This is a genomic window from Exiguobacterium sp. SH0S7 (assembly GCF_004337195.1).
In the GTDB taxonomy this organism is placed as follows: Bacteria; Bacillota; Bacilli; order Exiguobacteriales; family Exiguobacteriaceae; genus Exiguobacterium; species Exiguobacterium aurantiacum_A.
On record NZ_SJVA01000001.1, the window covers coordinates 495,423 to 521,664 of the forward strand.

The window sequence follows — 26,242 nt, forward strand, 5'->3', positions numbered from 1 at the left end:
CTGTTTAACGAAAGGTGGGACCAAACCATGAACGTCGCAATCGTCTATAGTTCAATGAGCGGGAATACAGAAGAGGTCGCCGAGTTGATTCAGGCGACCCACGTCAATCGGGGCGACCGTGCCGTCTTGTACGAAGCGGACCGCATCGGCCATCGCGAGGCCCAAGCGCTCGCCACGTACGACCTCGTCTATTTCGGGTCGTACACGTGGGCCGATGGCGTCTTGCCAGACGAGATGAAAGATACGTTCCGGCTTCTCTTGAAAGAGCAGTCGGTACCGATTCGTCAAGCCGCCGTGTTCGGGACGGGTGACAAGATGTTTGTTCATTTCTGCCGCGCTGTCGACGAGATGGCGTACCACCTTTCGAAGTTTGGAATCCCCCTTGCCGGTGAACTGTTGAAAATCGAACAGTCGCCGCGCAACCAACCGTACAACGTCCGTGCTTGGACCGAGCGGTTGGCACGAAACGCCGAAGAAGGAGTACACGTCTATGACCATTCAAAAGATCAAACTACTGTCGCCCAAACATCCTAACCGGGCGACAGCCATTATCGGTGGCGAGACGAGTTCGATCGTCAACTGGAACGATATCGCCTATCCGCAATTTTATACGATTTATAAACAGTTGCTGTCTAACTTTTGGATCCCAGATGAGATCTCGATGTCAAAAGACATGCAACAATGGCCGCAACTGACCGAGCGTGAACAAGACGCGTTCAAGCGCATCATCGGCTTGTTGTCGATTCTCGACTCGGTGCAGACGCGCTACATTCTCGAGTCGGCGATGTTCTCTTCCGACTCGTCGGTCCACTCGGTGCTCGCCATCATCGCCCAGCAAGAAGTCGTCCATAATCAATCGTACAGCTACGTGTTGTCGAGTCTCGTTCCGCTCAGCGAGCAGAACCGCATCTTCGATATCGCCAAAGATGACGAGATGGTTATGAAACGCAATCAGTTCATCTTAGACTTGTATGAAGACTTCCGGGCCGTGCCGAACGCGGAGAACTTCGCGAAGTCTCTCGTCGCCTCGGTCATCCTCGAAGGCATCAACTTCTATTCCGGATTCGCCTACTTCTATAACCTCGCCCGTCATCAGAAGATGGTCGGGACGTCGACGATGATCAGCTATATCCAACGGGACGAGATGCAACATTCGCATTTCGTCAGCCAGCTGCTGCGCGCCGTCTTGACCGAGAACCCGGAAATCGACGCCGACGGAAGCTTCAGCCAGTTCGTCTACGACACGATGGGACAAGCGGTCGACCTCGAGATCGAGTGGTGCGAATACGTACTCCGTGACCTCGATGGCCTCGACGTCAGCGAGATGCGTGATTACATCAAATATCTCGCCAACAAACGCCTGCGCGTCATCGGGTTGAACGACTTGTATGAAGGCTTCAACGAGGACGTCATGCCGTGGATCCGTGCCTATTCGGACGACTCGCTCAACGCGACGAAATCCGATTTCTTCGAACAAAAATCGCGTTCATACGCGAAAGTGACCGACGCCAACGGCTTCGACGACCTATAAGCCAAGCCCTCGCCTATTCGGCCGAGGGCTTGTTTACTTTATAAAAGGGAAAGGCCCCGACTCATTTTGAGCCAGGGCCTTCTGTATACTCCTGCGCGAGCAGGTTGGAATTAATGGTACGCTCTCACGTATTGGGCAATACCTTCAGCAACACCGATTGCCATGCGCTGGCGTGATGCTTCACTGCGAAGGTGGACAATATCTTGCGGAGACGAGATGAACCCGAGTTCGACGAGTGCTGACGGCATCGTGTTATACGTGATGACGTAGTAGTTCGCTGTCTTGACACCGCGATTTCTCATCCCTGACATTTCACCCATCAAATTCGATTGGATGTTCGTTGCGAGCACCCGACTCTTGGCACTATGGGCCGACGAGGTCGAGTAGAACGTTTCGACTCCGTTCGCCGCGGATGTCGTCGCCGCGTTCGTGTGCAGGCTGACGAAGAGATTGCCACGTAAGTTTCTAGCCGCTTGGACACGTTGATCGAGCGTCAAGTAAACGTCTGTCGAACGTGTCAACCGGACTTCGTAACCATACTTCGAACGAAGATACGCTTCCGTACGTTTCGTCACGTCGAGTACGACCGTTTTCTCATAAAGCGAACTTCTTACTGCACCCGGATCGGTTCCACCATGTCCGGCATCGAGAATGATGACAGCACCACTTGACGTGCTAGGCTTCGAAGCCGATGCATACGCCGTTGAGATGTAACCATCACGGTTGTTGTATTTAATCTTGTAGAAGCCGTTCGATGAACCATAGTGGTCGACTTGCGTGCCGTGCGTAAGTTTCCCGAGTATCGTCGAGCTGGCCGAAGCCGTCGCTCTGACGTTCAAGACATCACCCGGTGTGTTGATATACACTTTCCCTTTCGGGGCAGCGACCGGTGTTGATGGTGCTTTACCAGCAGTCAACCATGAAGTCGGTGTGAAGTAGGTCTTCGTCCCGACGAAAACGTTCGACCAGCTTGAGTTGTATGTGCTGTACGTGACGGCCGTGTACTGCGGCAAGACGAGCAATACCGACGAACTCTGGTGCGTTTTACCGAACAAGTTGATGTTGCGGTTGGCGTATCCTTGAACTTTCGTCTCGACTGGTTTTGTCGTTGTCGGCGGTTGAACCGGGGCAACGCCTGGTGTGATCCATGCCGTCGGTGTGTAATACGTGTCGCTGCCGATATAGACAGTCGACCAGCTCGAGTTGTACTTACTCGATGCGACTACCGTGTTCAACGGAAGTATTTTAACGACTTTTGATGCTTGGTTGCGCGTATCGAACAATTTCAAGTCCCGGTTCGCGTAGCCAGTCTCTGTCGTCGTCGCCGGCTTCAATGTTCCGGCTGTAATTCCTCGAGTCGGTGTGTAGTAGGTCTTCGTGCCTTCATAAATAACCGACCAGCTCGAGTTGTGGACGCTGAACGTGACAGTACGCTTGGCCGGGATTGTTTTCGCGACCGGTGATGTTTGTAGCGTGCGATTGAACAGCTGAATGTCACGATTCGTGTAGCCTGATTGTTTGCTAGGCGCTGAAGCGACTAGCTTTGGCGCGATATACGCTTTCGCCGCGTAGTACGTCTTTCCATTCAAGAACACTTTGGCCCATGATGAGTTATGGACGGCATAGTTCACTTCAGTGCCTTTTTTAAGCGTCGTAACGATTTTCGCATCGCGGTGTGACGTCACTCGAACGTTCAAGTTTTCTGTTGTGACGCCTGTCGATGATGCTGCTTGCGTCGTGATCGTCGTCGGTGACGAGGCGATCCGTTTAATGTACGGGGCCGAAGCATAGTAAGTGCGACTATTTAGATACACTTTATGCCATGATTGGTTATAAGTCCCATACTTTACTTTTGTGCCTTTCGGTAACGTCGTGATGACCGCTCCCGTCGTGCTTGGTGTCGATCGAACGTTTAAATTGACAGTCGTTTCGCCATCTAATGTCGATGCCTCAACCGCAGGGATTTGAGCACCGAACAACAACAGCGATAAGATGAGAGCAACTTGCAATAGCTTCATTTTCATCCAAAATATTCCTTTCTTCTCGCGCTAATTTATACTAACAACACCTTCATAGTAGCATAACGCTTTTTAAAAAAAAGTAAGTATTTGAAAAAAAGATGAATATTTTTGATAAAAAGGGGAATACTTTTCTACCAGTTTTTACGAATGATGATAAATTTGTCTATTTCATGCCATTCTTCGTCGATTATGAACGATTCCGGCAACTTCCAGTCTTGCTCGAGAGAGGACGTTACGATGAACGGCTCGTCCGGTTGACGAATAACGAACCCATCCAGCCCTTCGACATGGGCAATCTTTAAAAAACGTTTTAAGTTATATTCTCTTTCTCTATATCGGCTCGCTTCCTCCGAAGGTTTAGCTTCAATTCCTCCCCAATATCGACCAGGTTTAAAGCGCGTGTACAATCGCACCGACGATTCGGTGATCGGGTCAGGCGTATGGTCGAACCGTCCGAAATCCCGCGCGGTTTTCTCATCGATCAGCGAACCGATTTCTGCATACAAATCAAGCTCAATCTCGCGCGCAATATCGAACACCGCTCGTTGGACGCCCTCAATTCGGTGCTGCAACGAACCCGGCGTCGATGATGCTTTCAATTTTTTATCCCCTTCGTATGCGTTCAAAGTCCGAGCAACCTCTCCCGCTTCCCGAACGAGCGAATAGTAAGCGCGATGAACGAGGCGCTCCCCTCGTCCGCTCGATTGATCGTCAAGTTCGATCGCATACTGATTGGCGAGGCAAGTTGAAATGACGAATACATCTAACAATTCTTCCACGAGCGCTGCTTCGTCCTGGTCATGCAAGGCACCGCCCACTTCCCCCACTTCTTCTAATAATCTGGCCAACCCCGATAACGGCCGCCAGTAACCTCCTAAGTGGATAATCATCCGATCGATTTTCTGTTGAATCTCCTTCATATTTAATCACCTATCCATCCTCTTAATTTACCAGTTGCGTGGTATACTATGCTCAATCCAATTGTTAGGAAAGGGGCAACGCCTCATGTCTCCTCTAAGGCTTTGGCAATTACTTCGATTTCTCCTTGTCGGCATCGGACTCGTGCTCGTTATTTGGGGACTGAGCGTCCTCTTTACGTACACGTATCCTTTCGTGTTCGCTTTCTTGTTATCCTTGTTGACAGTCCCCCTCGTCAATATGTTCGAGCGTCAGACGAAGATGCCGCGTGCCCTTGGCACCCTCGTTTCACTGCTAATCGTCATGAGTCTTGTCAGCGGCGTCATCGCCATCGTCGTCACCCAATTGATCCGTTACTTGACGATCGCGGCCGAAAAACTTCCAGACCAGATCGAGACGTTCACTGCCTACGTGCAGCGTATGTTCAATCAAAAAATCGCCCCGTTCGTCAACGACGCCTACGACAGCATCCAGCGGTTAAACCCTGGTCAAACGACATCGCTCGAAGGTGGCATCACTGAAATCGGCGTCCAACTCGGTGCCGCGATTGGCGTCCTGTCACGAGGTGTCGCCGGGCTCCTGCAAGACATTCTGAGCGCACTCCCGCTCGTCCTGCTCTTGTTCGTCGTCATCGTCCTAGCCTGGTTCTTCATCACGAAAGACTGGCCGTCTTACATGCGTTCGATCGAACGGTTGAACAAACGAAAAGGCTTTAAAGAGTTCGAACTCGTCATGCTCAATTTACGTTCGGCTTTGTTCGGCTATGTCCGGGCCCAACTGACCCTCATTTCCATCACGTTCGGAATCGTCTTGGTCGGGATGTTCATTCTACGTGTCGACAACCCGTTCTCATTCGCCTTGTTAGCCGCATTCTTTGATCTGTTGCCTTACCTCGGTGTCGGGACGCTCTTAGTGCCATGGGCAGCCTACGCCGCCATCTCAGGCGACTGGTTCAGCGCGATTGGCCTTCTCGTGCTCTACATCCTCGTCATCGTCCAACGTAACTTGGCCGAGCCGAAGATCGTCGGCTCTCATATCGGCCTCGATCCGCTCGCGGCTTTGATCTCGATTTTTGTCGGTCTGCAACTGTTCGGTGTCCTCGGTTTCATTTTAGGACCAGTCCTCGCGGTATTGCTGAAAGCACTCTACAACGCCCAAGTATTTCATTACATATGGAAGTTCGTCCTCGGACCGACCCAGACACCAAAAGAGCGATGACCGCGTCATCGCTCTTTTGGCTTCGGTACCGCTACGAACGGTAATCCCTCTGTTTGATGCGGATGCGTCTCTAAGCCTGTCGTCCCGGCCTCATAGGCGGCGACGGCAAGGATGCATGCGTCGATGATATCGTCGACTTTGACGTTCGACATCTTCCACTTCCACGGCGAACTTTTCGAATAGCGCCGCAACAGTTCGATCCGTTCGGCTTCGCCGGCCTCAGTCTTTTTGCTGAACTCGGCCTCATGTCCGGTCATGACGGCGAAACAGACTTCCGGATGCGACTCATACACGTCTTCTGCCGTGATTGTTTGAAACTCACGAATACGCGGCACGAGGTTCCATGCTTGCTTGCTGATTCCTTTTCCAATCAGTTCGCGGCTTCTCACATTGGCGGCTTCATACGTCTGTTCCATCACGACGTCTTGAATCGGCGGTGTGAAGATCGACGACTTCCGTTGCTTCAACTGGGCCCGCATCCACGCGTCACATGTCCGGTCCGGGTTTGAGATCGTCCCGAGATCGTTCGGCATGTCGACGAAGTGCATTGCCCCGTCAATCAATAAATCTTCCAACTGTTCTGAGATGGTCAAACACAGCGAGATGCTATCGTACGTGATTCGCACCCAGCCTCCGCGTGCCCCATCAATTCCTACTCCGACCACGGCGTCCCTCCTGAATCAAAAACAAAACTCCGAGCACCGCACTAAAGACGGATACCCCTAACAACAACTGGCTTGGCCAAGCCGCATAGCCCAGACCTGCGGCGATGGCCAAACCGATCAACATCAATCCGAATTTCAACGCTTCCATCCTTCGAGCATTGACGCGAGCGTCCGTACCATGACACCGGTCGGGCCTTTTGGACCGAGATCACTCGCCGAAGAGCGCTCGCTCGTTCCCGCGATATCGAGATGAAGCCACGGTGTGTCACCGACGAACTCGCCGACGAACGCCCCACCGAAAATCATATGACCGTAACGGCCCGGTGAGTTGTTCAAGTCGGCGACTTCAGATTTCCGAACTTGCTTGATGAACACGTCAAAGTAAGGCATTTGCCAAACGAGCTCATTCGTCGCTCGGCTCGCCGCCTCTAGCGCCTCATAGAGCGAGTCGTCGTTCGTCAGGCAACCAGTCACCTCAGTACCGAGCGCGACGAGCACACCGCCTGTCAGCGTCGCTACATCGATGATTGCTTGCGGGTCGTACGTCTTCGCGAACGTCACCGCGTCGGCAAGAACGAGTCGTCCTTCCGCATCGGTATTGAGCACTTCGATCGTTTTCCCGTTCATCGCCGTAATGACGTCGTCCGGTTTGAACGCGTCTCCTGAAATCATGTTGTCCGTTGACGGGATGACACCGAGCACGTTGACAGCCGGTTTCGTCGTCGCGAGCGTCTCGAACAGACCGAGCACGGTGGCTGCTCCACCCATATCGCCTTTCATCCCGACGATCCCGTCTTTTGGCTTGATCGAGTAACCGCCCGTGTCGAACGTGACACCTTTTCCGACGACGGCAATCGGTGCATCGTCACCGGCACCGTTGTACTCGAGCACGATCAACTTCGGCGGGATTGTTGAACCTTGATTGACGGCGAGCAGCGCACCCATGCCGAGCGCCTCCATCTCTTCTTTCTCGATGATTCGATGGTTGAAACCGTGACGATCGGCTAAGTCGACGGCATAGTCGGCTAATGCCACTGCGTCCAAAATGTTAGCCGGCATCATCGTCAACTTACGAGCGACGTTGACCCCACGCCCGTAAGCGGCACCCGCTTCGACGTCCGCTTCGTTCACGTCTCCTAAAAGTGTGATCGTCACGTCCGGTGTCGCCGACTTCGGCGCCGACTTATATGTAGGATGCTCATACGTCGCCATCTCATACGCTTCGGCGAACAAGCTTGCCACACCTGGTTCAAACGTATCGAGAGCGACCGCAACGTCCGTAAAACCGCGGCCTTTGATTTCTTTCGCGACTTTCCCGAACCAGTTCCGCAAGTTTTCGACGGACGAATCGTTCCGTTGTCCTAAACCTACGAACAACACGCGCTTGATGTTCCCTTCAAACGTCGGCACGATCGACACTTCCCCTGTTTTCGTCGAGATGTCAGCTGACTGGATGAGCGATTTGACGCGCCCGTTGAACAACGTGTCGAGCCCTGCTTCGACGGCGTCGGCCGCCCCGATTCCGACAACAATCGTCTCGTGTGAACCGGTCCAATCTAATTCAGCGAATGTGTACATTTTTGCCACTTCCCTTCTTTATATAAGGTAAGCATAACGAACTTCATCGAAATAATGAAATAGTATGCGCAATCGTCGCTAATTCTTCAAATTCAAAGGCCATCTCCTCGTTGTGACGATGATTTATTTTATGATAGGATAGGAAAGTACGCAATCAGGCATCCCTCGTGCTCGAGGCGAGGCCATTTTGTTCGGTCGAGGCTTCCCCTAGTAGTAGACCGTTGCTACTTTAATCTTCCGGGTTTTCGTTAGTTCCTTTTTCATTTCGGGTAAGAACTAACGAGGTAACCGTCGGAAAGAACACTATTTCTTTGAAGAGAGGGATTACGCTTATGTCACACATTAAAGGTATTGGCGCATCTGCAGGAATCGCAGTTGCGAAAGCATTCGTCATGGAGACACCTTCATTTGACATCCCGACGAACAAAATCGAGGACGTAGCAGCTGAGAAGGCACGCTTCCAAGCAGCCATCGCTCAGTCGAAAACTGAACTCGAAGAGATCCGCCAAATCACGCTCCGTGAACTCGGAGAAGACAAGGCAGAGATCTTCTCGGCTCACTTGCTCATCGTGGAAGACCCAGAGATCGTCTCGCAAGTGAACGAAAAAATTGAAAGCGAACACATGAACGCTGCGAAAGCGCTCGATGAAGTCGCTCAAACGATGATTATGATCTTTGAATCGATGGACAACGAGTACATGCGCGAGCGCGCAGCCGATGTTCGTGACGTCACGAAACGCGTCATGGCCCACATCCTCGGCGTCACGTTCATGACACCTGCTTCAATTTCTGAAGAAGTCATCATCATCGCTGAAGATTTGACACCGTCTGACACGGCTCAGCTCAACCGCAAATACGTCAAAGGGTTCGCGACAAACATCGGCGGTCGTACGTCACACTCGGCCATCATGTCGCGCTCACTTGAAATCCCGGCAGTCGTCGGAACAAAAGTCGCACTCGAAGAAATTAAGAACGGCGACCTCGTCGTCATCGACGGGACAGAAGGAGACGTTTTCGTCAATCCGTCTGAAGAACTCGTCAATGAATACGTCGCAAAACGTGCGTCATTCGAAGCCTACAAAGAAGAGTTGAAGCAACTCGTCAACGAAGAATCTGTCACGGCAGACGGTCATAAAGTGAAACTCGCGGCGAACATCGGGACACCGAACGACCTTGAAGGCGTTCTTAAAAACGGTTCTGATGCGATCGGTCTTTACCGGACAGAATTCCTTTACATGGATTCAGAAACGTTCCCGACTGAAGAAGAGCAGTACACAGCATACAAAACAGTAATCGAAGGTATGGAAGGCAAACAAGTCGTCATCCGTACGCTCGACATCGGTGGAGATAAAGAATTGTCTTACCTCGACCTACCGAAAGAAATGAACCCGTTCCTCGGCTATCGCGCCATCCGCCTTTGCCTTGAAGAAACGGACTTGTTCCGCACACAGCTTCGCGCCCTTCTCCGCGCCTCGGCTCACGGTGACCTCGCTATCATGTTCCCAATGATCGCGACACTTGAAGAGTTCCGCGCGGCGAAAGCCCTTCTTCTCGAAGAAGAAGCGAAGTTGAAAGCAGAAGGCGTCGCTGTCGGTAACTACGAAACAGGGATGATGGTCGAAATTCCTTCGACAGCCGTCATGGCGAAACAATTCGCGAAAGAAGTCGACTTCTTCTCTGTCGGCACGAACGACTTGATTCAATACACGATGGCAGCTGACCGCATGAACGAGAAAGTCTCGTACTTGTACCAGCCGTTCAACCCGGCCATCTTGAACCTTCTCCACAACGTCATCACAGAAGCACACAAAGCAGGCAAATGGGTCGGCATGTGTGGCGAGATGGCTGGAGAAGAGCTCGCGATTCCAATCCTGCTCGGACTTGGCCTCGACGAGTTCTCGATGTCGGCTTCAAGCGTCCTTCGCGCACGTAGCCTCGTGAAACGTTTGACGAAAGCTGAAACAGAAGCGATCGTCAACGACGTCCTCAACATGGATACAGCCGAAGAAGTCGTCAACTTCATCAGCCAAAAATTCGATATTAAAGCATAATCAAAAGTGGCTCTCGCAATTTGCGAGAGCCGCTTTTTTTTGCGCTTATTCCGCGCCTTTGTCATCCGTTCTAAAATCAAGTGCTTCCCCGGCGACGACTGTCTCTCCGAACGGTACGACGACGACTTTGCCGTCCCCGTTCGTCCAAATGATCGGCGTGATGAGCGACGGGACTTTGTCACGAATCAAGTTGAGGTCGACCTCGAGCAGAATATCTCCCGCTTCGACGCGGTCACCTTCTTTGACTTTGGCGACGAACCCTTCCCCTTTCAGATTGACCGTATCAAGACCGACGTGGATGAGAATCTCGCGTCCGTCGTCCGCGAGCAGCCCGATCGCGTGTTTCGTCGGGAAGAACGTCGTGATGTGACCGGTGACCGGAGCCACGACTTGGCCTGAACTCGGCTCGATCGCGAACCCTTCACCCATCATCCGGCCCGAGAAGACTTGGTCCGGTACATCGTCAAGCGACAAGATGACACCGGACATCGGTGCGAGGAAGCGGTGGTCGGCATGTTCGGCCGCTTCCGGCGTGATGACCGCTTTTTCTTTCGGTTTGTACTCGCCACCTTCGATGATGGCGGCGATTTGCGATTTGAGTGTATCGGACTTCGGTCCGAAGATAGCTTGAATATTATCCCCGACTTCAAGCACACCGGCGGCACCAAGATCTTTCAGCAAGTCTTTGTCGACTTGTTTGACATCATTCACGGTGACACGGAGTCGTGTGATACAAGCATCAAGATGCTTGATATTCTCAGGACCACCCAGACCGACGAGCACTTCGTACGGAAGGTCATCCCCAACGACAGCCCGTGCGCCTTTTCCTTCGGCGACAACGTCACGACCAGGAACTTTCAAATCGAATTTCGTGATCGCGAAACGGAATCCAAAGTAGTAGACGACCGCGAAGACGAGACCGACTGGAATGACAAGCCACCAAGCTGTCCGGTTCGGTAATACCCCGAACAACAGATAATCGATGAGTCCGCCTGAGAACGTCATCCCGATTTTGACGTTGAGTAAATGCATGGTCATAAATGATAGTCCAGCGAATACAGCGTGAATACCAAAGAGAAGAGGTGCGACGAAGACAAACGAGAACTCGATTGGTTCTGTGATCCCCGTCAAGAATGAAGTGAGGGCTGCTGAGAAGTAAAGTCCTTCCACGTCTTTACGACGCTCTTTCGGGACCGTATGGTACATGGCGAGACAAGCGGCCGGTAATCCGAACATCATGAATGGGAATTTCCCGGTCATGTACGTCCCGGCTGTGAACTCGACGCCGTCACGAAGCTGGGCGAAGAAGATCCGTTGGTCACCTTGGACGAGGTCTCCCGCCTGGTTCGTATATTCCCCGAACTGGAACCAAAACGGCGAGTACCAAATATGATGTAGCCCGAACGGAATCAATGAACGTTCGACCAACCCGAAGACGAATGCGGAAACGGCTACGTTTGCTTCAATAATCGTACTTGAGAACGTATTGATGGCCGTTCCGATCGGCGGCCAGATATAAGCCAGCGCAATCCCGATCACCAAACTGAACGCGGCGGTCGCAATCGGAACGAAACGTTTCCCGGCAAAGAATCCTAAGAAGTCCGGCAACTTGATGTTAAAGTACTTGTTATACGCGAACGCGGCAATCAAACCGGCGATGATACCACCGAATACTCCCATTTGAAGCGTCGGGATACCAAGTACCGAGGCATAGGCAGGGTCTCCTTGGGCAATTTCTGCAGTAATCCCGTTCCACGTGCTGATAACTTTGTTCATGATCAAATAACCAACGATAGCTGCTAACCCGGCAACACCGTCTCCGTTGGCCAGCCCAATGGCGACCCCGACGGCGAACAACAGACCTAAATTGGCGAACACGATATCCCCGGCATCGGTCATGACTTGCCAAATGAGGACGAGTGAATCGTTTGCCAAGAAAGGTAACAGCGAAACGAGATCAGGATTTTGGAACGCCGTACCAAATGCAAGTAATAGACCGGCTGCCGGCAAAATCGCAACCGGAAGCATGAGCGCCTTCCCGATCCGTTGCAATACGCCAAACACTTTCTTCCACATCATGGTTCCTCCTTTTGTCAGAATACTTACTTTTCCCCATCTGATACCAGGCTGAAACCGTTTCCCCATACAAAAAAAGCCAACCCTTAACGGATTGGCTTAATACTTAGTTTGCTTTCTTTTCGTTACCTGAAGCGATGACCGCTTGCATCTCTGATTTCAATGCATCCGAACGCGGTCCAAAGATCGCTTGAATGTTGTTACCGACTTCAAGGACACCAGCTGCCCCGAGACGTTTCAACTCTTCTTTGTTCACTTGGCTCTTATCTTTCACTTCGACGCGAAGACGTGTGATACATGCGTCAAGGTGTTTGATGTTTTGTGAACCACCGAAACCAACGAGGATATCTTGTGCAAGTTCCGAACCAGTAGCAGTTGATTGCTCAACGACTTCATCTTCACGGCCCGGTGTTTTAAGGTTGAACTTACGGATAACGAAACGGAATCCGAAGTAGTAGACGACTGCGAACGCGAGTCCGACTGGAATGACGAGCCACCAGTCTGTACGGTTAGGAAGTACACCGAAGAGAAGGTAGTCGATCAAACCGCCCGAGAACGTCATCCCGATTTTGACGTTCAAGATGTGCATGACCATGAATGAAAGACCAGCGAAGACTGCGTGTACTGCGAACAAGAGTGGAGCGACGAACAAGAATGAGAACTCGATCGGCTCTGTGATACCTGTCAAGAACGATGTGAGTGCTGCCGAAGCTAACAAACCACCGACGACCGCTTTACGCTCAGGACGTGCTTCATGGTACATCGCAAGTGCTGCTGCAGGAAGACCGAACATCATGAACGGGTATTTACCAGTCATGAACGTACCGGCTGTCAACTCGGCGCCATCACGGATTTGAGCGAAGAAGATCGCTTGGTCACCGCGGACGATCGTACCAGCTGCATCCGTGTATGATCCGAATTCGAACCAGAACGGTGAGTAGAAAATGTGGTGAAGGCCGAACGGGATCAATGAACGTTCGATCAAACCGAAGACGAATGCCGCTAACGTGCGGTTTTCAGTCAACATGAAGTTCGAGAACGTGTTCAATCCGTGCTGAACCGGCGGCCAGATGAGAAGCATGACGAAACCAGCGACGACAGCCAATACAGCTGTGACGATTGGGACGAAACGCTTACCAGCGAAGAAGCCAAGGAATTGTGGCAATTCGATGTTGAAGTACTTATTGTATGCCCAGGCCGCTATCAGACCGACGATGATACCACCGAAGACACCTGTTTGAAGTGTTGGGATACCAAGGACTGACGCGTAAGCCGGGTCACCTTGTGCGATGATCTCAGGTGTGAGTTCGAGCCAAACACCCATGACTTTGTTCATGATGAGGAACCCGACGATGGCTGCGAGTCCGGCAACGCCGTCCCCTGCTAAACCGATCGCGACACCGACTGCGAATAAGAGTGCTAAGTTCGAGAAGATAATTCCGCCTGCTTGCTCCATGAGCTGAGCAAACTTGACAACGCCTGCGTTCGTCAACCAACCAGCGCGTGACGTAAGGGCCGGGTTTTGCATCGCGTTACCGAATGCGAGAAGAAGACCGGCTGCCGGCAAGATGGCTACAGGAAGCATAAGCGCTTTACCGACTTTTTGAAGAACACCAAAAATCTGCTTAAACATGATAAATCCTCCTTTTGTAATTGTTTATTCTGAAACCGAACGTAGATGTCAGACAACCGACGTATCTAAACGTTTTCATAATGAACGTTTATAAAAACAGAAACAGGCATGAATAAGGTATAGAACGTAGACTTCTCCTCAATAGAGAAATCGTAGCCGTTCCACTCCTTACTCATGCCTGATCGAATCAGTAACACGTAAGATACGTGGTATCAGTTATCTACTTGTAGTCAGTCGCTGGAGATGCATCGTCAAATATGTCGCTTCACCTCGTGGGACAGGACGCTTTAATTCGCGTTCCATGATGCCCATCAGCTCCCAAGCAGTACTATAGCATAGCGGATATTCTTCACGCAACACCTTTTCTATTTTTTGTGGGGCCTCGACCGTCTCACCTGTCGCAACCCGCTCAACGGCGTACCTCAAGTGCCGAAGTAAGCGCTTATAATCGAGCGAAGTACGGTCCATTTTGACGTTCAAACGACTCTCAATCGTTTGAACGATCTGGCCGATGATTTGATTGTGACGATTGACTTCGAGGACGTTTTTAAACGTCGTCGCCGAATGGATATGAAGGGCGATAAATCCGACCTCGGCATCAGGAAGCAATACGTCGAGGCGCTCGTGGATCATGTCGACGATCCGTTCGGCGAGCGCGTACTCGTTCGGATAGAGCGATTCGGTCTCGAGTAAGAACGGGTTCGTCACTTCCATCCCTTGTTCGATCCGTTTCATCGTAAAGAACAAGTGATCGGTCAGGCCGATATGGATATGTTGGTCGACTTTTTTTCCCGTGTTGCTCTCGATGAAGCCGACGATGTCTTGCATGAAGGCGATGAAGTCTTCATCGACGTGCTTCACGAGCTCACGGTATTGAGATTGCTCTTCCTTATCCGTCAATTGATACACTTTCTCCGGGACGCTGGCCGGGTCGACGAGATCGCCCGCTTTCTTGCCGAAGCCAATCCCCTTCCCAAGCAGAATGACTTCCGGATCCGTATCATGTTGACAAATGACAACGCTATTATTCAACACTTTTTTGATCGTATACATCGGTAATGTCAAACGTATCGCATCCCTTACTAATTAAATCGTTATCTTATCTAGTATATCGGTTCAGCTTCTAAAAAAGTAGGCAGAAACCAAAAAAAGACGAACATTTCTGTCGTCTTTAAAACATCGAGTAACCGCTCTTACGCAAGTACCGGATGGTGACCCCTGCCAAGATGGCACCGAGCAATCCGAATCCGAGCATAAAAATGTCGAGGAACTGCAGACCGAGCAGACGCTCATAGACGTTCGCGAGCGCGGTCGATGTTTCCGTGACGTAGCTTGACAGCTTGACGTTGTCGATCATCATAATGACGAAAATCGGATAGATGAACACGAGCGTCCACGTCTTTTTCAGCAGCATATTCAAGATGAACCCGATGCTGAAGAAGATGACTAAATATAAAATCGCGCCAATGACGGCTTGGATGATGTGCATGTGATTGCCCCCTTTTCCCGTTGTCTATTATACCGAAAAGAAATCCGCTTGGTCAAAGAAGTTCACTGAATCGTTGACATGAAAAAGCAGCCCGTTCAAATGAACAGGCTGCTCGTTGGCTCAAACGAATCAGAATTTACCTTTTTTAAGGACGAGACCGTATTTTTTGAGCTCGATAAAGTGTTTGTTGTCGATGACTTTCTTCATGAATGAAGCGTTGCGACCGAAGATCTTTTTGCCCATGACGATCCCGATTCCATCGTTATGACCAAGTGACGCGACCGTCCCTTTGCTCTCATACGTGAACTTCGAAGTCGACTTGCCGTTGATGAGCGCAGCGATGTTTTTCGCCACGTTGTGCGCTTGTTGCGTCGCAATTTGCGCCGTCGGCGGGTACGGACGGTTCGAGACAGGATCCATGACCGCTGAGCAGTCACCGATGATGAAGACGTTATCGTGGCCAGGGGCACGGTTGTCCGCCTCGACCATGACACGGTTACGGACCGCTTCAAAGCCAGACTTCTCAACGATCGGGCTGCCGCTGACGCCGCCTGTCCAAAGGATCGTGTTCGCTGCAATCGTCTCCGTCGTCTCGCCTTGGAGTGGACCGAACGTGACGACACCTGGCTCTACACCTTTGATGCCGTTGCCGAGTTTCATCTCGACGCCGTTACGCTCGAGCCATTTTTGCGCATACGTCGTGAGTTCCGGGTCGAACCCTGGAAGAACCGTTGGCGCTGCCTCGATGTTGACGATGCGGACCGCTTCACGGGGAACATCGTACTGTTTGCAAAGTTCAGGGACACGGTTGACGAGCTCACCGAGGAACTCGATACCTGTGAATCCGGCACCACCGACAACGATCGTGACGAATGAACGGTCAGATGATCCGTTCGTCTTGTATTGCGCGAACGAATACTCGATATGTTCTTTAATTTTACGAACGCTGTTGAGCGAGTTGATCGTCATCGCATTCTCTTTAAGGCCCGGGATACCGAATGTTTCCGGTACGCCACCGAGGGCGAAGACGACGTAATCGTACTCGACAGTCGATCCGTCTTCGAGCATCACTTGTTTGGCCGTAGTATCGACGCGATCGACGATCCCTTTGACAAGTTTAACGCGTGACGCATTGACGACGTCGTTAATGTAGACACGAGCTTGCTCAGGCTTCATCGTTCCAGCCGCCGGCTCATGAAGCCAAGTCGTTTGGTAATGGTAATCGTGTTTGTTGATCAACGTGATGTTTGCATCTCCAGCTGAGAGCGTCTTTTGCAGGTTGACTGCCGTGATGAGTCCACCGAAACCTGCGCCGAGGATAACAATGTTAGGTCGTTTCATGTTCATTTCCACCTTGTTTTAAAAGTTTTGTTTTCCTGAACAACTATGTTGTGTGTTTTTTCACATAGACGTTCACAATAAAGCCTAATTCTTGTTCAACCAATGTTCACAATTGCTTCCCGTTCATTGTACGACGTTTAATCCGTTTTCTCAATGAAAAAGCTTATCTTCTTGAATTTTTTTCGAAAGTATTGCATCTTTGTACTGAATGGATTTAGTTTACGTTAGACCATATAATAGAAGTACACGCTTCACGAGGAGGAATTCGATGAAATCGACGAAAGATGTAGTCATTATCGGTGGCGGTCCAATCGGGCTGTTCACCGCATTTTATGCAGGTATGCGCCAACTCGATGCGACGTTGATCGAAAGCTTGCCGCAATTAGGCGGGCAATTGTCGACGCTCTATCCAGAGAAATATATTTATGACATCGCCGGCTTCCCAAAAGTGAAGGCACAAGATCTAGTCGACCAACTGAAAGCGCAAGCCGATCAGTTCGAACAAGATTATCGCCTTGGCGAGACGGTCGAAACGGTCGAGCGACTCGAAGACGGTACGTTCCACATCTCGACGAACAAGGACGAGTACCATACGAAAGCAATCATCATCACAGCCGGCAACGGCGCGTTCGCCGCACGTCCGCTCGGACTGGACGGTTGTGAAGATTACGCGAACCTTCATTACTTCGTCGACAGCATGGAGAAATTCCGCGACCGTCGCGTCATGATCGCCGGCGGCGGCGACTCGGCCGTCGACTGGGCACTCATGCTCGAAGGTATCGCCAAAGAAGTCCATATCGTCCACCGTCGTGACCGTTTCCGGGCTCACGAGCATACGGTCGAACAAATGAAAGCCTCGACAATCAACGTCTGGACGCCTTATAATATCGAATCACTCTCGGGCGCGACGCATATCGAGTCGGTCGAACTAACTGACAAAGACGGCGCATCGAAGTTCGTCGACATCGACGACTTGATTTGTAACTACGGGTTCGTCTCATCGCTCGGCCCAATCAAAAACTGGGGCATGGAGTTTGAGAAAAACACGATACGTGTCGACTCGCGAATGGAGACGACAGTCGCAGGCATCTTCGCTTGCGGTGACATCGCCACGTACGAAGGCAAAGTCAAATTGATAGCGACCGGCTTCGGTGAAGCACCGATCGCCGTCAACCAAGTGAAACAGCTCGTCGACCCGACAGCGCGTCACCCACAACATTCAACCTCGGTATTTGCCGGGAAATAAAGACTGGCCTCTCATCTGCGAACGATGAGAGGCCGTTTTTTTCATTTGCGGATCGTTTGAATGATGACACGGTCAATCCAATCATCGAGTTGCGTGAACACGAAGCCAGCTTTTTTCGCCTCGGCGTTCGACATGTAGTAGTCGACGTCTGTATCGTACGGGGACGACTCCCCATCCTTAATGATTTGGACCGGTTTACCGATATGCTGTCCAATTCGTTCCATGAGCGCACCTAACGAGATGAGACCGTCGCTCGCGGCGTTGAACGGCCCCCTCACGTCGGCACGGCCGACCCATTCCAAGAAAGCTGCCGCCTCGAAACTTGAGATGAATCCCATCAGCGCCTCCGGGTGATGTAATACGATCGGCTCTTCGTTCCGAACCGCGTCGACATAAAATTTTAACCGGTCGGTGTAATCATCCGGCCCTAGGACGATCGGCAACCGCACCGTCGTGACAGGGAACGAGGCCCGATGGAAGAAGTACGATTCGGCCTCTCGTTTCCCTTGTCCGTAATCGTGTTCCGCGTCGAGGTGATATTCATGATGGAGCGGATTGAAGTCGCTCTCTTTTAAAGCCGCCTCTGGCGCATAGACGGACATCGTCGACGTGAGCACATATTTCCCGACCCGGTCCATGAAGGCATCTGTCGCGATCTTCGCCTGATACGGATTGAAACAAATATTGTCGTAGACGAGGTCATACTCGTTGCGTGCGAGGTCTTTCATCGTCGCGACCGACTGACGGTCTCCTTTAATGGAGCGGATACCTTCCGCTTCCGGCACTTGCAGCTGTCCCCGAGTGACAATCGTCACGTCGTCGCCTGCTTCAGCGAGCCGCAGTGCGAGCCGTTTCCCAAAGTAACGCGAGCCACCGAAAATCAACACTTTTCTCATCACTCCTACCCCCTTATCATCCTTCTCCATCCAATATTCCCGTTCATTTCCTCTCATTAACATGCTCACCAAAAAAGGTTGCCGAGCGTGTCGGCAACCTGTCTATCGTTTAGCAATCCCCCGGCGTGCCGGCGTTCGCCGCCGTCCGGAAACTTGAGCCGCAACCGCACGTCGCGATTGCGTTCGGATTTTTGATCGTGAAGCCACCGCCGAGCATCGACTGCTTGTAATCGATTTCGAGACCGTCGACGACACCGTGGTCTGCTTCGGCGACGATGACGCGGACGCCATGATGGTCGAACTGGACATCCTTGTCCGTCTTGTCTTCATCGAACCCCATCCCGTAAGATAAGCCGGTACACCCACCGCCTTGGACTTTGATCCGTAAGAACTGGGCCTCAGGGCGTTCGGTCTGTTTCATCATATCGATGACTTGTAGTGCGGCTGGCTCTGTCAAATGAATCATCTGAACTCCTCCTCATTTATCTTCACTTCAAGTCAACTGACTTGTGATTTTGTGAAATATCTTGTATAACTAAACTGTAACAAAAAAAATTAAATCGTTCCATCTTCGGGGCAGGGTGAAATTCCCGACCGGCGGTATTGAAGACAAGTTCTTCTCAGCCCGTGAGCGAGCAAGGCGTTGCTTGCTGATTTCGTGAGATTCGAAAGCCGACAGTAAAGTCTGGATGGGAGAAGATGGCGGCATCCGACCGATATCCGGATGTTTTCTTTGGCGTGGACTCCACACCGATGAGAACATCTATTTCGTATGCGCGTAAACTCTCCCGATTGTTCACACAATCGGGTTTTTCTATGCGACGGGTGCCATTCATCAAGGAGCGACAAAAGGAGAGATTTTGATGAAAACAACGCGCAACAAACGATTGACAACACTGGTGACGCTATCGATGCTCGGGGCGATTTCATTCGTCCTCATGCTCTTTAACTTCCCGCTGCCCTTCCTGCCACCCTTCCTGAAAGTGGACTTCAGTGACATCCCAGCGCTCATCGCCGGTATCGTCTTCTCGCCACTCGCAGGTGTCGTGGTCGTCGCTCTAAAAAACGTCCTCTACTATGTCTTTAACGGTGGCGGCGTCCCGGTCGGTGAAGTCGCGAACTTCTTTGCAGGTGTCGCATTCATGTATCCGGTCGCTTGGTTCTACCATAAACGTAAAACGAATAAAGCGCTCGCTTCAGGCCTCGTGGCAGGTACGATCACGATGGCGCTCAGCTTGGCGATTTTGAACTACCTACTCATCTTACCAGCTTACGCGTTCTTCTTCGGAATGGCCGAGATGGCCGATCCAGCAGTCAAGACGAACCTCGTCCTGTACGGTATCTTACCGTTCAACTTGATTAAGGCATTATTGATCACCGCCTTGTTCGTCCCGCTCTTCCTGAAGTTGAAGCCGTGGATCGAACGTCAACAAATGCAACTGCAAGCGTAATGCCAAATCATCCAAAGGAAACATTCCTTGGGTGATTTTTTATGTTCAATATATGACGACCATGAACAAGAGCGCCCACCGGAGTGAGCGCTCTTGTTTGTGAATAACGATTAGAGAAGAAGACCAGCGAGAGTCGCTGACATCAAGTTCGCAAGCGTACCTGCGAGAATCGCGAGGACACCCATACGTGCGATGTCGTTACGACGGTTCGGTGCCATACCACCAAGACCACCGAGAAGGATGGCGAGTGATGAGATGTTGGCGAATCCACAGAGTGCGAACGCAATCATCGCTTCTGTACGAGCTGACAACTCACCTGAACCGATGATCGGTGCGAACTCAGAGAAGGCAACGAATTCGTTCAAGACGAGTTTTTGTCCAAGGAAGCTACCGAATTGTACGGCATCCGCCCATGGTACACCGATGACGAACGCGAGCGGTGCAAACACGTAACCAAGGATCAATTGAAGTGAGAGGCCTTCTAGACCGAACCAACCACCGATTCCACCGAGAAGCAAGTTGACGAGTGCGATCAATGAAACGAAGGCAAGAAGCATCGCACCGACGTTCAATGCGAGGAACAAACCGTCTGACGCACCGCGAGCGGCCGCATCGACGAAGTTTGCTGCTTTGTTCTCTTCATCTTCAGCAATTTCGATATCATCATCCGGTACATCCGTTTCTGGGACAATGATTTTTGCAAACATCAAACCAGCAGGCGCTGCCATGAAGCTCGCTGCGAGCAAGTACTCGAGCGGAACTCCGAGTGCGGCATATCCAGCAAGTACCGAACCGGCAACTGATGCGAGACCACCGACCATGACGGCAAACAATTCAGATTGTGTCATTGTTGGAAGGTAAGGCTTGATGACGAGCGGTGCTTCCGTCTGACCGACGAAGATGTTCGCCGTCGCTGAAAGCGATTCTTTACGTGACGTACCGAGTGCTTTTGCAAGTGCCGTACCGAGGATACGGATGACCCATTGCATGACGCCGATGTAGTAAAGAAAGGCAATTAAAGAAGACATAAAGATGATGATAGGTAAGACTTGGAACGCGAAGACGAAGTTGTCTCCCCCGACTGCCGTACCGAAGACGAAGCCGATTCCGGCGTTCGCCGTGTTCAAGACGTTTTGTACGCCTCCTGAGATAAATTCTAACGCCGAACGCCCTACCGATGTGAAGAGGACGAGGAACGCGAACGTAAACTGGATCGCGAAAGCGGCAAGAACTGTACGCCATTTGATGGCTTTACGGTTGGTCGAGAAGATGTAAGCGATTCCAATTAGTGCCAAAATACCAACCACGCTCATGATATTCATTGGTGTTGTGCTCCTTTCATATTGAAAACCCGATGATTGTGTTATACCCGAATCAAGATGTGCCCTACCGTTTGAAACGCTTTCTTTTTATGTTGTTAAACGTCAGACAACCTACATTCGAACCTCTTAGAATATACCAAACCGTTTTAAAAAAAGCAACGGGTCAAAAAGAAAAAAGTTTGAGAAATCTCAAACTTTTTTACCAGGCCATCTCTTCGATTTTTTCATACACGTTCGTAACGAGTTGTTCCGGTGTCTCCCCAATCACGACTTCTCCGTCGACGAGACAGAACAAGTCGAGCGAGCAGACCCCACAGTAGCCGGTACAGCCATATTCGACGACGTCTAGGTCAGGATCGGACTCTAGTTTTGCCCGGGCGATCTGTGAACCCATCGCTAAGTTCGAGGCACAAAACTCGATGATCGGATTCATCATTTTTTTCACCGTCTTTCTTCCCCTATTGCGGGAAAATGGTTCTTCTACGAGGTATTATATCATGGTACAGTTAGAGAGTAACAAAGGGGGATTTTTATGCGCAAATTAGTCGTCTTAGGAGGCGGTTACGGGGGTATGCGTGTAATCGAACGCGTCCTCGGCCATCAGCTGAAGGACGTATCGATCACATTAATCGACCGTCTACCTTATCACGGATTAAAAACAGAGTATTATGCACTAGCCGCAGGAACGGTATCCGATCGTGACATCCGTGTCGATTTCCCGGAAGAAGTCGACTACATATACGGGCAAGTCACGGACATCGATACGACCGACAAGATGGTGTTGCTCGCAAGCGGGGAAAAAGTGCCGTACGACGACCTCGTCATCGGCTTAGGCTGCGAGGACAAATACCATAACGTGCCCGGCGCCGCCGAGTTCACGTATAGTATCCAAACGTTAGAAGAGTCACGCAAGACGCAACAAGCGATCAATGGCTTGTCGCCCGGTTCGATCGTCTCGATCGTCGGGGCCGGGCTATCCGGTGTCGAGCTCGCGAGCGAACTTCGCGAGAGCCGTCCCGATCTGACCGTCCGACTGTTCGACCGTGGCCCTTCCGTCCTGTCCTTTTTATCGAGCCGTGTCTCGATGTACGTTCAATCATGGTTTGAAGAGCATGGCGTTGAAGTCATCAACAATGCCAACATCGTCCGGGTCGACCCAGACGGTCTATGGAACCACGAACAACACTTTGCCGCTGACTTGACGGTCTGGACGGCCGGGATCCAACCGGTCGCCGTCGTCCGGAACCAAGGCTGGGAACTCGATGGGGGCGGCCGTGTGAAACTGACACCGCATCACTACGTCCCCGATTCGCCTGACGTCTTCGTCGTCGGTGACAACGCCAGCCTCCCGTACGCACCTTCAGGTCAACTCGCCGAGGCACAAGCGGAACAAATCGTCCAAGTCCTGCTCTGCAAGTGGAAAGGTGTCGCTTATCCTGAGTTGCCGGATATTAAACTCCGCGGCACGCTCGGATCGCTCGGGAAGAAGGCCGGCTTCGGCGTCTTCATGGGGAAACAGTCGCTGACCGGGAAAGTGGCCCGACTTCTCAAGTCCGGTATCCTGTGGAAACATAAAGTCATCAAATAAAATAATACGACCAAATCGCGAAATGGCTGCCTTGCCATCTCGCGATTTTTTTATGTGATTTGATTCGGCGGATGCGACGCTCTCAGGATACACGGCAAGTTCAGCGACGTCGTCGTTCCAACTTCGCTAAGTCGAAAACAAGGTTGAACGAATGTGTATTCGCTCAACCTTGTTTTATGATGTCGTTCAGTTCTGGTCGATCGCCGTATACACTTTACGCAACTGGACGACTCCTTCGTCGACGACTTCCCCGTTCAAGAGGACGAGCGGGTAAAACCATTCGTCTTGCTTGATCGCCTCGGCGATGTCATCGTCCGCTTGCTCGAAGTCGATGTATTCGAACTCGAACTTGCGCTCCGGATATTTCCGGGCGAGCGCACTTTGTAACCATTCATATGTCTCAATCGAGCTCGGTGCCCCGACACAGCTTGCACACTGCACTTCTGCCCCGTATACCGTGATTTTCATCGTCATTCCCCCTCTTCTAACTTATTATACAAAATTCATCAAGTCGCCTCATCTTCAAACGCTCAGCGTTAAAGATTGAGAAACAATCTCAAACTTGCTAGAATGGAATAGAACCAGAAAGGGGTAGATACCATGGAAATGTTTGATCAAGTCCAAGAAGTACTCGATAAATTACGCCCGTTCTTGCTTCGCGACGGCGGTGACGTCGAACTCGTTGATGTAGAAGAAGGCATCGTCAAACTTCGTTTGATGGGTGCATGCGGCAGCTGCCCGTCTTCAACAATCACTTTGAAAGCCGGAATTGAGCGCGCGCTCATTGAAGAAGTACCTGGCATCGTCGAAGTCGAACAAGTATTCTAAACAAAAAGGGAGACAAGCGTCATCCCTTTTTTTCATGCATGTGTCCATTCGTCCAAGCTCTCGACCATATAGGTCGGGAGCTTTTCTTGTTCTTGGATGAACGCCGGCCCGTGAACGCCTGAATTGACGTGTAGCGTCCGTAGTCCTCCGTTAATTCCGAACAAGATGTCCGTATGGTAGTTGTCCCCGACCATGACGACCTCGTCTTTCGTCAGACCGATCATCTCGAGGGCGATGTCGATCATGACCGGCTCCGGCTTGCCGATGAAGAACGGATCTTTTTCCGTCGTCACCGTGAGCACGGACGTGAGCGCCCCGTTGCCCGGTAAAAAGCCGCGCTCGGTCGGGATGGCGATATCCCCGTTCGTCGAGATGAAGCGGGCGCCTGACCGAATCGCGAGCGCACCTTTCGCTAATTTCTCATACGTGATGTGGCGGTCGAGTCCGATGACGACGTAGTCGGCTTTCGGTTCGTCCGTCACATGGAAGCCACGCTCTTCAAGCGCGATTCGGAGACCGTCTTCCCCAATCATATAAACGGTCGCCCCTGGTGTCATCTTCTCGATATAACGTGCCGTCGCCATCGCACTCGTCAAGACGTGCTCGGGCGTCACGTGGACACCCATCGACACGAGCTTGTCCGCGACTTGTTTCGGCGTCATCGAGGCGTTGTTCGTGACGAACAAGTACGGGAAGCCCGTCGCCTCGAGCCGATTCACAAAGTCGACCGCTGCTTTGATCGGCTCGGTGCCCGCATAGATCGTTCCATCTAAATCAAATAAGTATCCTTTAATTAAATTCATCTAATCACTCGCTTTCCGGTAGAAATGCTGATACTGGTCCAAGTTCCACTTCTAAATAGCGGCGGACTTGCCCGGGAAATGCTGCGAACGTCTCTTTTTGACGCTCCGTCCAGGCGTCAAAGCGGGCCGAATCCGACGTGACGAACTCCCGGACGTAATAGGCACGCATCATGACGAGCTCTTTCGCCGCTTGAGCCGTCTGTGCGTCGAGCACACGCTCGTCCAATAAAATGTCGACGATATCTTCATAACTCCCCGGATCGCGCATAATGAAGCCGTCGATCATCGAGTTGCCGACATCGATGACGCCTTCCATCAAATGCACGGCCAAACGCTCTTTCGCAAGTTCAAGTGTGAACGCGTCCCCTTCGAGCTGATCAATCCGATGCAACATCGTTTCCATATGGGCCAGCGTCTCATTGATTTTTTCTCTATTTACAAAATACATCGTCATCCCCCCTGCCCCTTATCATAATCTTTTTTCCGACTCGAGAAAAGAATCTCCCCTATTTACATCATTTATCTGATTGTGATACACTAATCCACGGATTAACACTTTAATTAGTATGTCACATTAAATAGAAATCACGTGGAGGGTTCAACACTATGGAACGAGAATTAGCGTTAGAGATCGTACGAGCAACCGAGGCAGCGGCATTGGCATCATCAAAATGGATTGGTCGCGGCCAAAAGAACGAGGCCGATGACGCGGCGACGTCAGCGATGCGCGAAGTGCTCGGTACGGTCAATATGGATGCGACTGTCGTGATTGGTGAAGGCGAATTAGATGAGGCGCCGATGCTTTATATCGGCGAACGCCTCGGTACGACGTTCGGGCCGGAAGTCGATATCGCGGTCGATCCGCTCGAAGGGACATCGATTGTCGCCAAAGGACTCGGCGACGCCATGGTCGTCATCGCAGTCGCCGATAAAGGCGCTCTCCTCCACGCACCTGATATGTATATGGATAAACTTGTCGTCGGACCGAACCTGAAAGGGAAAGTCTCGCTCGATGAACCGCTCGAGTCGATCATCGAGAAAGCCGCGCTCTATAACGGCAAACGTATCGAAGAAGTGACCGTCATCATGCAAGACCGCGATCGCCACGAACATCTCCGTCAAGCGGCGATGCGTATAGGCGCACGCGTCAAACTGTTCGATGACGGCGATGTCTCGGCCGGGATCGCCGCAGCCATCAAATCGAACCCGATCGACATCTTCATCTCGACAGGCGGCGCACCAGAAGGCGTCATCACGGCAGCAGCCGTCAAGGCGCTCGGCGGCGATATGCAAGCCCGCCTTCACCCGATGAACGAAGACGAGACGGCCCGCGTCATCTCGATGGGCATCGAGGATCCGCTCCAACTCCTCACGATCGACGATCTCGTCAAGAGTGACGACTGCATCTTTGCCGCGACCGGTGTCACGACGGGTGAACTGCTCGACGGCGTTAAGTTCTTGACGGACGATATCGTCGAGACGACGTCGCTCGTCATGCGTTCGAAGACGAAGACGATCCGCAAAGTCGTCGCTGAACACACGTTGTCGTTGAAGCCGTACCTGAACAAACAACAAGTCGAAGCATGA

The 26,242-nt window shown here is 51.5% G+C and carries 23 protein-coding genes, 2 pseudogenes and 1 riboswitch; of the genes and pseudogenes, 9 read left to right on the top strand and 16 right to left on the bottom strand.

The genetic code is table 11. The features are described from left to right. Window positions 1–27: 27 nt before the first annotated feature. A complete protein-coding gene (locus tag EVJ22_RS02575) occupies window positions 28–534 on the top strand; it encodes a flavodoxin domain-containing protein (RefSeq protein ID WP_071397884.1) in 507 nt (168 codons plus the stop codon). Then, complete coding sequence (locus EVJ22_RS02580) at window positions 491–1,531, top strand: ribonucleotide-diphosphate reductase subunit beta (RefSeq protein ID WP_070328775.1); 1,041 nt, start codon at window positions 491–493, stop codon at window positions 1,529–1,531. Before EVJ22_RS02575 ends, EVJ22_RS02580 begins: the two co-directional genes overlap by 44 nt. Window positions 1,532–1,641: 110 nt before the next feature. Here the strand turns inward: EVJ22_RS02580 and EVJ22_RS02585 are convergent, their stop codons facing one another. Together EVJ22_RS02585 and EVJ22_RS02590 are read right to left on the bottom strand one after the other, a co-directional pair. Then, complete coding sequence (locus tag EVJ22_RS02585) at window positions 1,642–3,555, bottom strand: N-acetylmuramoyl-L-alanine amidase family protein (protein ID WP_071397885.1); 1,914 nt, start codon at window positions 3,553–3,555, stop codon at window positions 1,642–1,644. 128 nt (window positions 3,556–3,683) lie between these two features. Next, window positions 3,684–4,472, bottom strand: coding sequence for a MazG nucleotide pyrophosphohydrolase domain-containing protein (locus EVJ22_RS02590; RefSeq protein WP_071397886.1), 789 nt, complete (start codon window positions 4,470–4,472; stop codon window positions 3,684–3,686). 85 nt (window positions 4,473–4,557) lie between these two features. Here EVJ22_RS02590 and ytvI point away from each other — a divergent pair, with 85 nt between their 5' ends. Further along, entirely contained in the window at window positions 4,558–5,688 is a 1,131-nt protein-coding gene (gene ytvI, locus EVJ22_RS02595) for a sporulation integral membrane protein YtvI (RefSeq protein ID WP_071397887.1), read from the top strand. A gap of 5 nt (window positions 5,689–5,693) precedes the next feature. On the opposite strand, the gene EVJ22_RS02600 is transcribed toward ytvI, so the two are convergent. Both EVJ22_RS02600 and EVJ22_RS02605 read right to left on the bottom strand, forming a co-directional pair. Beyond that, the gene (locus tag EVJ22_RS02600; protein ID WP_070328771.1) at window positions 5,694–6,353 is read right to left on the bottom strand and encodes a DUF429 domain-containing protein; all 660 of its coding nucleotides are present in this window, start codon (window positions 6,351–6,353) and stop codon (window positions 5,694–5,696) included. A gap of 135 nt (window positions 6,354–6,488) precedes the next feature. Continuing rightward, entirely contained in the window at window positions 6,489–7,931 is a 1,443-nt protein-coding gene (locus tag EVJ22_RS02605) for a leucyl aminopeptidase (protein WP_131443068.1), read from the bottom strand. 332 nt (window positions 7,932–8,263) lie between these two features. Here EVJ22_RS02605 and ptsP point away from each other — a divergent pair, with 332 nt between their 5' ends. After that, window positions 8,264–9,982, top strand: coding sequence for a phosphoenolpyruvate--protein phosphotransferase (gene ptsP / locus EVJ22_RS02610; RefSeq protein ID WP_070328769.1), 1,719 nt, complete (start codon window positions 8,264–8,266; stop codon window positions 9,980–9,982). 138 nt (window positions 9,983–10,120) lie between these two features. Here ptsP and ptsG (EVJ22_RS02615) read toward each other — a convergent pair. The 5 genes and pseudogenes from ptsG (EVJ22_RS02615) to EVJ22_RS02635 all read right to left on the bottom strand — a co-directional run. Continuing rightward, window positions 10,121–12,058: pseudogene (gene ptsG / locus EVJ22_RS02615) on the bottom strand (glucose-specific PTS transporter subunit IIBC); the annotation flags it as partial. Window positions 12,059–12,191: 133 nt separating this feature from the next. Then, window positions 12,192–13,691, bottom strand: a pseudogene (gene ptsG, locus EVJ22_RS02620) (glucose-specific PTS transporter subunit IIBC); the annotation flags it as partial. 216 nt (window positions 13,692–13,907) lie between these two features. Continuing rightward, entirely contained in the window at window positions 13,908–14,744 is an 837-nt protein-coding gene (glcT, locus tag EVJ22_RS02625; protein ID WP_236637645.1) for a glucose PTS transporter transcription antiterminator GlcT, read from the bottom strand. A 118-nt stretch (window positions 14,745–14,862) separates the two neighbouring features. Then, the gene (locus EVJ22_RS02630) at window positions 14,863–15,180 is read right to left on the bottom strand and encodes a YuiB family protein (RefSeq protein WP_070328765.1); all 318 of its coding nucleotides are present in this window, start codon (window positions 15,178–15,180) and stop codon (window positions 14,863–14,865) included. Between the two features lie 129 nt (window positions 15,181–15,309). Continuing rightward, window positions 15,310–16,521: an NAD(P)/FAD-dependent oxidoreductase gene (locus tag EVJ22_RS02635; RefSeq protein WP_131443073.1), complete on the bottom strand. Its 1,212-nt coding sequence runs from the start codon at window positions 16,519–16,521 to the stop codon at window positions 15,310–15,312. Between the two features lie 268 nt (window positions 16,522–16,789). Here EVJ22_RS02635 and EVJ22_RS02640 point away from each other — a divergent pair, with 268 nt between their 5' ends. Beyond that, on the top strand, window positions 16,790–17,767 hold the full coding sequence (locus EVJ22_RS02640; protein WP_131441441.1) for an NAD(P)/FAD-dependent oxidoreductase: 978 nt from the start codon (window positions 16,790–16,792) through the stop codon (window positions 17,765–17,767). A gap of 41 nt (window positions 17,768–17,808) precedes the next feature. Here EVJ22_RS02640 and EVJ22_RS02645 read toward each other — a convergent pair whose 3' ends face one another. Next, window positions 17,809–18,663: a Rossmann-fold NAD(P)-binding domain-containing protein gene (locus EVJ22_RS02645; RefSeq protein WP_070328762.1), complete on the bottom strand. Its 855-nt coding sequence runs from the start codon at window positions 18,661–18,663 to the stop codon at window positions 17,809–17,811. A gap of 109 nt (window positions 18,664–18,772) precedes the next feature. Continuing rightward, on the bottom strand, window positions 18,773–19,129 hold the full coding sequence (locus EVJ22_RS02650; RefSeq protein ID WP_131441440.1) for a HesB/IscA family protein: 357 nt from the start codon (window positions 19,127–19,129) through the stop codon (window positions 18,773–18,775). Between the two features lie 97 nt (window positions 19,130–19,226). Beyond that, a riboswitch (FMN riboswitch) is annotated at window positions 19,227–19,368 on the top strand. A gap of 158 nt (window positions 19,369–19,526) precedes the next feature. Here EVJ22_RS02650 and EVJ22_RS02655 point away from each other — a divergent pair. After that, window positions 19,527–20,114, top strand: coding sequence for an ECF transporter S component (locus EVJ22_RS02655; RefSeq protein WP_131443077.1), 588 nt, complete (start codon window positions 19,527–19,529; stop codon window positions 20,112–20,114). A 110-nt stretch (window positions 20,115–20,224) separates the two neighbouring features. On the opposite strand, the gene EVJ22_RS02660 is transcribed toward EVJ22_RS02655, so the two are convergent. Both EVJ22_RS02660 and EVJ22_RS02665 read right to left on the bottom strand, forming a co-directional pair. Continuing rightward, a complete protein-coding gene (locus EVJ22_RS02660; protein WP_131443079.1) occupies window positions 20,225–21,436 on the bottom strand; it encodes a NupC/NupG family nucleoside CNT transporter in 1,212 nt (403 codons plus the stop codon). Between the two features lie 199 nt (window positions 21,437–21,635). Next, window positions 21,636–21,872: a YuzB family protein gene (locus EVJ22_RS02665; RefSeq protein ID WP_035386187.1), complete on the bottom strand. Its 237-nt coding sequence runs from the start codon at window positions 21,870–21,872 to the stop codon at window positions 21,636–21,638. Between the two features lie 96 nt (window positions 21,873–21,968). Between EVJ22_RS02665 and EVJ22_RS02670 the strand changes: the two genes are divergently transcribed. Then, the gene (locus tag EVJ22_RS02670; protein ID WP_131443081.1) at window positions 21,969–23,024 is read left to right on the top strand and encodes an NAD(P)/FAD-dependent oxidoreductase; all 1,056 of its coding nucleotides are present in this window, start codon (window positions 21,969–21,971) and stop codon (window positions 23,022–23,024) included. A gap of 186 nt (window positions 23,025–23,210) precedes the next feature. On the opposite strand, the gene EVJ22_RS02675 is transcribed toward EVJ22_RS02670, so the two are convergent. Continuing rightward, a complete protein-coding gene (locus EVJ22_RS02675) occupies window positions 23,211–23,498 on the bottom strand; it encodes a DUF1462 family protein (RefSeq protein WP_233589572.1) in 288 nt (95 codons plus the stop codon). A 126-nt stretch (window positions 23,499–23,624) separates the two neighbouring features. Here EVJ22_RS02675 and EVJ22_RS02680 point away from each other — a divergent pair, with 126 nt between their 5' ends. Then, window positions 23,625–23,852, top strand: a complete 228-nt coding sequence (locus tag EVJ22_RS02680; RefSeq protein WP_012726833.1) for a NifU family protein — start codon at window positions 23,625–23,627, stop codon at window positions 23,850–23,852. Between the two features lie 32 nt (window positions 23,853–23,884). On the opposite strand, the gene EVJ22_RS02685 is transcribed toward EVJ22_RS02680, so the two are convergent. Next, window positions 23,885–24,655: a TIGR01457 family HAD-type hydrolase gene (locus tag EVJ22_RS02685; RefSeq protein WP_070328756.1), complete on the bottom strand. Its 771-nt coding sequence runs from the start codon at window positions 24,653–24,655 to the stop codon at window positions 23,885–23,887. A 4-nt stretch (window positions 24,656–24,659) separates the two neighbouring features. Next, the gene (locus EVJ22_RS02690) at window positions 24,660–25,103 is read right to left on the bottom strand and encodes a DUF86 domain-containing protein (RefSeq protein WP_199749302.1); all 444 of its coding nucleotides are present in this window, start codon (window positions 25,101–25,103) and stop codon (window positions 24,660–24,662) included. 158 nt (window positions 25,104–25,261) lie between these two features. On the opposite strand from EVJ22_RS02690, the gene glpX reads away from it, so the two are divergent. Next, the gene (gene glpX / locus EVJ22_RS02695) at window positions 25,262–26,242 is read left to right on the top strand and encodes a class II fructose-bisphosphatase (RefSeq protein ID WP_131443086.1); all 981 of its coding nucleotides are present in this window, start codon (window positions 25,262–25,264) and stop codon (window positions 26,240–26,242) included.

Bases quoted from the DNA above. Each gene is read 5' to 3' on its own strand.
- EVJ22_RS02575 (WP_071397884.1), top strand. From the start codon at position 28: ATGAACGTCGCAATCGTCTATAGTTCAATGAGCGGGAATACAGAAGAG.
- EVJ22_RS02580 (WP_070328775.1), top strand. From the start codon at position 491: ATGACCATTCAAAAGATCAAACTACTGTCGCCCAAACATCCTAACCGG.
- EVJ22_RS02585 (WP_071397885.1), bottom strand. From the start codon at position 3,555: ATGAAAATGAAGCTATTGCAAGTTGCTCTCATCTTATCGCTGTTGTTG.
- EVJ22_RS02590 (WP_071397886.1), bottom strand. From the start codon at position 4,472: ATGAAGGAGATTCAACAGAAAATCGATCGGATGATTATCCACTTAGGA.
- ytvI (WP_071397887.1), top strand. From the start codon at position 4,558: ATGTCTCCTCTAAGGCTTTGGCAATTACTTCGATTTCTCCTTGTCGGC.
- EVJ22_RS02605 (WP_131443068.1), bottom strand. From the start codon at position 7,931: ATGTACACATTCGCTGAATTAGATTGGACCGGTTCACACGAGACGATT.
- ptsP (WP_070328769.1), top strand. From the start codon at position 8,264: ATGTCACACATTAAAGGTATTGGCGCATCTGCAGGAATCGCAGTTGCG.
- glcT (WP_236637645.1), bottom strand. From the start codon at position 14,744: ATGTATACGATCAAAAAAGTGTTGAATAATAGCGTTGTCATTTGTCAA.
- EVJ22_RS02630 (WP_070328765.1), bottom strand. From the start codon at position 15,180: ATGCACATCATCCAAGCCGTCATTGGCGCGATTTTATATTTAGTCATC.
- EVJ22_RS02635 (WP_131443073.1), bottom strand. From the start codon at position 16,521: ATGAAACGACCTAACATTGTTATCCTCGGCGCAGGTTTCGGTGGACTC.
- EVJ22_RS02640 (WP_131441441.1), top strand. From the start codon at position 16,790: ATGAAATCGACGAAAGATGTAGTCATTATCGGTGGCGGTCCAATCGGG.
- EVJ22_RS02645 (WP_070328762.1), bottom strand. From the start codon at position 18,663: ATGAGAAAAGTGTTGATTTTCGGTGGCTCGCGTTACTTTGGGAAACGG.
- EVJ22_RS02650 (WP_131441440.1), bottom strand. From the start codon at position 19,129: ATGATTCATTTGACAGAGCCAGCCGCACTACAAGTCATCGATATGATG.
- EVJ22_RS02655 (WP_131443077.1), top strand. From the start codon at position 19,527: ATGAAAACAACGCGCAACAAACGATTGACAACACTGGTGACGCTATCG.
- EVJ22_RS02660 (WP_131443079.1), bottom strand. From the start codon at position 21,436: ATGAATATCATGAGCGTGGTTGGTATTTTGGCACTAATTGGAATCGCT.
- EVJ22_RS02665 (WP_035386187.1), bottom strand. From the start codon at position 21,872: ATGATGAATCCGATCATCGAGTTTTGTGCCTCGAACTTAGCGATGGGT.
- EVJ22_RS02670 (WP_131443081.1), top strand. From the start codon at position 21,969: ATGCGCAAATTAGTCGTCTTAGGAGGCGGTTACGGGGGTATGCGTGTA.
- EVJ22_RS02675 (WP_233589572.1), bottom strand. From the start codon at position 23,498: ATGACGATGAAAATCACGGTATACGGGGCAGAAGTGCAGTGTGCAAGC.
- EVJ22_RS02680 (WP_012726833.1), top strand. From the start codon at position 23,625: ATGGAAATGTTTGATCAAGTCCAAGAAGTACTCGATAAATTACGCCCG.
- EVJ22_RS02685 (WP_070328756.1), bottom strand. From the start codon at position 24,655: ATGAATTTAATTAAAGGATACTTATTTGATTTAGATGGAACGATCTAT.
- EVJ22_RS02690 (WP_199749302.1), bottom strand. From the start codon at position 25,103: ATGTATTTTGTAAATAGAGAAAAAATCAATGAGACGCTGGCCCATATG.
- glpX (WP_131443086.1), top strand. From the start codon at position 25,262: ATGGAACGAGAATTAGCGTTAGAGATCGTACGAGCAACCGAGGCAGCG.